This is a genomic window from Yoonia sp., assembly GCF_046292185.1.
GTDB lineage: Bacteria > Pseudomonadota > Alphaproteobacteria > Rhodobacterales > Rhodobacteraceae > Yoonia.
The window spans coordinates 1-4,895 of the sequence record NZ_JBKBQY010000148.1 but is presented as its reverse complement, the minus strand read 5'-3'; the positions used below and the strand labels follow the sequence as shown (position 1 = coordinate 4,895).

Below are 4,895 nucleotides of genomic sequence, written 5' to 3'. Positions count from 1 at the left end.
TCTAGGCGCGACGGTAAGCCTGTGCTAGTCGGTGTCAACGCCGCGAATCTGTCACATCGGCGTCATGTCCCCAGCTGCCAAAGGACCACCCCATGCCAACCATTATGGAACCCAAGCTGATTTCCGGCAATGCCAATCTGCCTTTGGCAACGGCAATAGCCCGCCGCATGTCGATGCACCGGGGGCGCGATGTCAGCCTGGTCGACGCGCGGGTCGAAAGGTTCAATGACGGCGAAATTTTCGTCGAAGTTTTTGAAAACGTCCGCGGCGAAGATATGTTCATCATCCAGCCCACGTCAAACCCCGCCAATGACAATCTGATGGAATTGCTGATCATCGCCGATGCGCTGCGCCGGTCATCCGCCGCGCGCATCACCGCCGTGATCCCTTATTTCGGCTATGCGCGGCAAGATCGCCGGTCCAAGGCGCGCACCCCGATCACCGCGAAACTGGTGGCCAATATGCTGGTCGAAGCCGGCATTGAACGTATCCTGACCCTGGATTTGCACGCCACGCAGATCCAGGGTTTTTTCGATATCCCGGTCGATAACCTCTATGCCTCGCCCATCTATGCGCTGGATGCCAAACACCATTTCCGCGACCGGATGGATGATGTGATGATCGTCTCGCCCGATGTGGGCGGCGTGGCGCGCGCGCGCGATCTGGCGCAACGGATCGACGCGCCCCTGTCCATCGTGGATAAACGACGCGGCAAGCCCGGTGAAGTCGCCGAGATGACCGTGATCGGTGATGTGAACGACAAGGTTTGCGTAATCGTAGACGATATCGTCGATACCGCCGGAACGCTTTGCAAGGCCGCAGAGGTCCTGATGGACAACGGCGCGCGCGAGGTTCACGCCTATATCACCCACGGTGTGCTGTCCGGCCCTGCGGTGGACCGGATTTCCAAATCCGTGATGAAAAGCCTTGTGATCACCGACACGATCGCCCCCAACGCCGCCGTGCGCGGCTGCGCCAATATCCGCATCGTGCCGACAGCGCCGATGTTCGCGCAGGCGATCCTGAACACCGCCAACGGCACGTCGGTGTCGTCGCTGTTCGATCACAAGACGCTCGGCCCGATCTATGAAGGGCTTTATGCGGCGGAATGAACCCGGCGGGGGCTAGTACAGCTCCCACCCGTCATCCTGCGGCAGTTCACCGAATGCGGTCCAGGCGACACGGACACGCGCAACCCGCGTGTCCGACCAGGTGCGGAACACGATGTCGAACCCCTGTTCGGTGATATTCTCGGCCTGCACATCGGTGCGGATATTGGATTTGTTGGAAATATCGTACATCGAAATCCCCACCTGTACATGCGGTGGTGACAAATAGGGCTGACTGAACCTGATCGCCGTGCGCGACTGACGTGCGCCGGTACCGCGCCACATCGGACCATCATCCTCGAAATCGGAAAACAGGACGACGTCACCATGGTCAACGCCGATGATACCGGTGTTCAGTCTGCGCATGACAGATGGCGATCCTTTTTGACTTTCCCCGCAATCCGGTATCACCGCTTTTCGCGTTAAAGGCGAGATCAAAACAAAAAAGGCCCCGATAGACGGGGCCTTTCATGGTTATCAGGCCAGGCTCAGGCCCTGACGCCGACCTTGATCGTGTCACCGACAGCGACCATATCGGCCAGCAGCTTGGCTGCGGCTTCGACGGGGCCGGGCTCGGCCAGCTTTTCCGCGCTGGCATAGTTGGCCTTCGCCTCTGCCAGCATTTCGGCATAGACTTCCTGCGTCAGTTCTTCTTTTGGCATGGCCTTTTCAGCCAGAACCGACACCGATTCCGCGTTGATTTCGGCAAAGCCGCCAAAGACGATATAATCGTCCATGCCGCCCGCATGCACCACCGTCAGAACGCCGGGGCGCAATGTCGTGATGGTCGGCACATGGCCGGGCATCGCTGTCATGTCGCCTTCGGATGCGGGGATGCGCACCTCGGTCGCCACGACCGACGCCAGACGGCGCTCGGGCGAGACGAGATCGAATTGTAGATTTGCCATATCGGCAGCTCCTTATGCGGCGGCCGCAGCCATTTTCTCGGCTTTGGCTTTCACTTCTTCAATGCCACCCACCATGTAGAACGCGCCTTCGGGGAAGTGGTCATATTCGCCGGCAACCACTGCCTTGAAGGACGCGATCGTGTCTTCCAACGGCACCTGAACGCCGGGCGAGCCGGTGAACACCTCTGCCACGTCGAAAGGCTGCGACAGGAAGCGTTCAATCTTACGCGCGCGGGCCACGGTCAGTTTGTCTTCTTCCGACAATTCGTCCATGCCAAGGATCGCGATGATATCCTGAAGCGATTTGTACCGCTGCAGGACCTGCTGCACGTCCGTCGCAACCTTGTAATGTTCTTCACCGACGATCTTCGGGTCCAGCAGGCGCGATGTGGAATCGAGCGGGTCAACAGCCGGATAGATCCCTTTTTCAGAAATCGCACGGTTGAGGTTGGTCGTCGCGTCAAGGTGCGCAAAGGATGTGGCAGGTGCCGGGTCGGTCAAGTCATCGGCAGGCACATAAATCGCCTGCACGGATGTGATCGAACCCGATTTGGTCGATGTGATCCGTTCCTGCATCTGGCCCATGTCGGTCGCCAGTGTCGGCTGATAGCCCACGGCGGACGGAATACGGCCCAACAGCGCAGACACTTCGGACCCGGCCTGTGTAAAGCGGAAGATGTTGTCGACGAAGAACAGCACGTCAGAGCCGGACGAATCGCGGAACGATTCCGCCATGGTCAGGCCGGACAGGGCCACACGCATACGCGCACCCGGTGGTTCGTTCATCTGGCCGTAGACCAGCGCCACCTTGGACTTGGTCAGGTCGTCGGCGTTGATGACGCCGGATTCGATGAATTCATAGTAAAGGTCGTTGCCTTCACGGGTCCGTTCACCAACACCCGCGAACACGGAATAGCCCGAGTGCACCTTGGCGATGTTGTTGATCAATTCCTGAATCAGAACTGTCTTGCCAACACCGGCACCGCCGAACAGGCCGATCTTGCCGCCCTTGGCGTAAGGGGCCAGCAGGTCGATGACCTTGATCCCGGTGACCAGCACTTCGGATGCGGTGGACTGGGCTTCGAATGGCGGCGCCTCGGCGTGGATCGAGCGGCGCTCGGTTTCGCCAATCGGGCCTTTTTCGTCAATCGGGTCACCGACGACGTTCATGATACGGCCAAGGGTCGCATCGCCGACGGGCACGGTGATCGTGTTGTCCTGATCGACGACTTCCTGACCGCGCACCAGACCTTCGGTGCTGTCCATCGCGATGGCGCGGACGGTGTTTTCGCCAAGGTGCTGGGCGACTTCGAGCACCAGAGGCTTGCCGTTGTTATCGGTGATCAGGGCGTTCAGAATCTCGGGCAGGTGATCGGTGAACTGCACGTCAACGACCGCGCCGATGACCTGCGTGATCTTGCCTTTTGCATTTGCCATAGTTGTTTTCTCCGGGGTCTAGAGCGCTTCCGCGCCCGAAATGATTTCAATCAGCTCGTTCGTGATGACGGCCTGACGCGAACGGTTGTACTGGATGGTCAGCTTGTCGATCATCTCACCCGCGTTGCGGGTGGCGTTGTCCATGGCGGACATCCGCGCGCCCTGTTCGGATGCGGCATTTTCCAGCAAGGCGCTGAAAATCGCCGTGGCCACGCCACGCGGCAACAGATCGGCAAGGATCTCTTCCTCTGACGGTTCGTAGTCGTAAAGCGTCGCGTCGGCATCAACCGCCTGATCGAATTTGGCAGGGATGATCTGTTGGGCTGTCGGGTGCTGCGACACGACGTTTTCAAAGCGCGAGAAAAAGAGCGTCGCGACATCAAATTCGCCTGCGTCGAAACGGGTCAGCACGTCGCGCGCAATATTCTGCGCGTTGACATAGCCGATCCGCTTGAATTCGGACAGATCGACATGGCCGACGGTGTAGGACCCGAAATCGCGTTTCAGCGCATCGCGGCCTTTCTTGCCAACGGTCAGGATTTTGATCGTCTTGCCCGCAGCCAGCAATTTCTGCGCATGGATTTTCGCCAGCTTGGAAATGTTGCTGTTGAAACCACCGCACAACCCGCGTTCCGCCGTCATGACGATCAGCAGATGCACCTGATCACTGCCCGTGCCGGACAGCAGTTTAGGTGCCTCGGGCGAGGTGCCGACAGAGGCCGCCAACTGCGCCATCACGGCGTTGAAGCGTTCGGCATAGGGGCGCGATGCCTCGGCTGCGTCCTGGGCGCGGCGCAGTTTTGCAGCCGCGACCATCTGCATCGCCTTGGTGATCTTGCGGGTCGATTTGACCGACGCGATCCGGTTTTTCAGGTCCTTGAGGTTAGGCACGTTCTCGTCTCCTTATCTCAAGAATTACGCGAAATCGGCAGCGAATGCGTCCAGAGCGGCTTTGATCTTGGCTTCGGCGTCACCTTTGATCTTGGGATCTTCGCGGGTGATCATGTCCAGCACGTCCTTGCCGGTGGTGCGCAGATATTGCAGTAGACCAGCCTCGAACCGACCGACATCCTTGACGGCAATCTTGTCAAGGTAACCCTTGGTGCCGGCATAGATGACGCAGACGATTTCCGCATTGGTCAGCGGCGCATATTGCGGCTGCTTCATCAATTCGGTCAGGCGCGCGCCACGGTTCAGCAATTGCTGGGTCGCGGCGTCCAGATCGGACCCGAACTGCGCAAAGGCCGCCATTTCGCGGTATTGCGCCAATTCCAGTTTGACCGGACCGGCGACGGATTTCATCGCATTGGTCTGCGCGGCAGACCCAACCCGCGACACCGACAGACCGGTGTTCACGGCAGGGCGGATGCCCTGATAGAACAATTCGGTTTCAAGGAAGATCTGGCCATCGGTGATCGAGATCACGTTGGTCGGGATAAAG

General features: G+C 59.1%; 5 protein-coding genes and 1 pseudogene. 1 reads left to right on the top strand and 5 read right to left on the bottom strand.

The features are described 5' to 3' along the window. The first annotated feature begins 92 nt into the window (after positions 1–92). Positions 93–1,112, top strand: coding sequence for a ribose-phosphate pyrophosphokinase (locus tag ACK4TM_RS17070; protein WP_409703665.1), 1,020 nt, complete (start codon positions 93–95; stop codon positions 1,110–1,112). 12 nt (positions 1,113–1,124) lie between these two features. Here ACK4TM_RS17070 and ACK4TM_RS17065 read toward each other — a convergent pair whose 3' ends face one another. The 5 genes and pseudogenes from ACK4TM_RS17065 to ACK4TM_RS17045 form a co-directional block, all read right to left on the bottom strand. Continuing rightward, complete coding sequence (locus ACK4TM_RS17065) at positions 1,125–1,475, bottom strand: H-type lectin domain-containing protein (RefSeq protein WP_409703662.1); 351 nt, start codon at positions 1,473–1,475, stop codon at positions 1,125–1,127. 122 nt (positions 1,476–1,597) lie between these two features. Next, a complete protein-coding gene (locus ACK4TM_RS17060) occupies positions 1,598–2,017 on the bottom strand; it encodes a F0F1 ATP synthase subunit epsilon (protein ID WP_409703659.1) in 420 nt (139 codons plus the stop codon). Positions 2,018–2,029: 12 nt separating this feature from the next. Next, positions 2,030–3,454 (bottom strand): F0F1 ATP synthase subunit beta, encoded by a 1,425-nt coding sequence (gene atpD, locus ACK4TM_RS17055; RefSeq protein WP_409703656.1) that lies wholly within the window; start codon positions 3,452–3,454, stop codon positions 2,030–2,032. 18 nt (positions 3,455–3,472) lie between these two features. Then, on the bottom strand, positions 3,473–4,345 hold the full coding sequence (locus tag ACK4TM_RS17050) for a F0F1 ATP synthase subunit gamma (protein ID WP_409703653.1): 873 nt from the start codon (positions 4,343–4,345) through the stop codon (positions 3,473–3,475). Between the two features lie 24 nt (positions 4,346–4,369). Next, positions 4,370–4,895: pseudogene (locus ACK4TM_RS17045) on the bottom strand (F0F1 ATP synthase subunit alpha); the annotation flags it as partial.

Bases quoted from the DNA above. Each gene is read 5' to 3' on its own strand.
- ACK4TM_RS17070 (WP_409703665.1), top strand. From the start codon at position 93: ATGCCAACCATTATGGAACCCAAGCTGATTTCCGGCAATGCCAATCTG.
- ACK4TM_RS17065 (WP_409703662.1), bottom strand. From the start codon at position 1,475: ATGCGCAGACTGAACACCGGTATCATCGGCGTTGACCATGGTGACGTC.
- ACK4TM_RS17060 (WP_409703659.1), bottom strand. From the start codon at position 2,017: ATGGCAAATCTACAATTCGATCTCGTCTCGCCCGAGCGCCGTCTGGCG.
- atpD (WP_409703656.1), bottom strand. From the start codon at position 3,454: ATGGCAAATGCAAAAGGCAAGATCACGCAGGTCATCGGCGCGGTCGTT.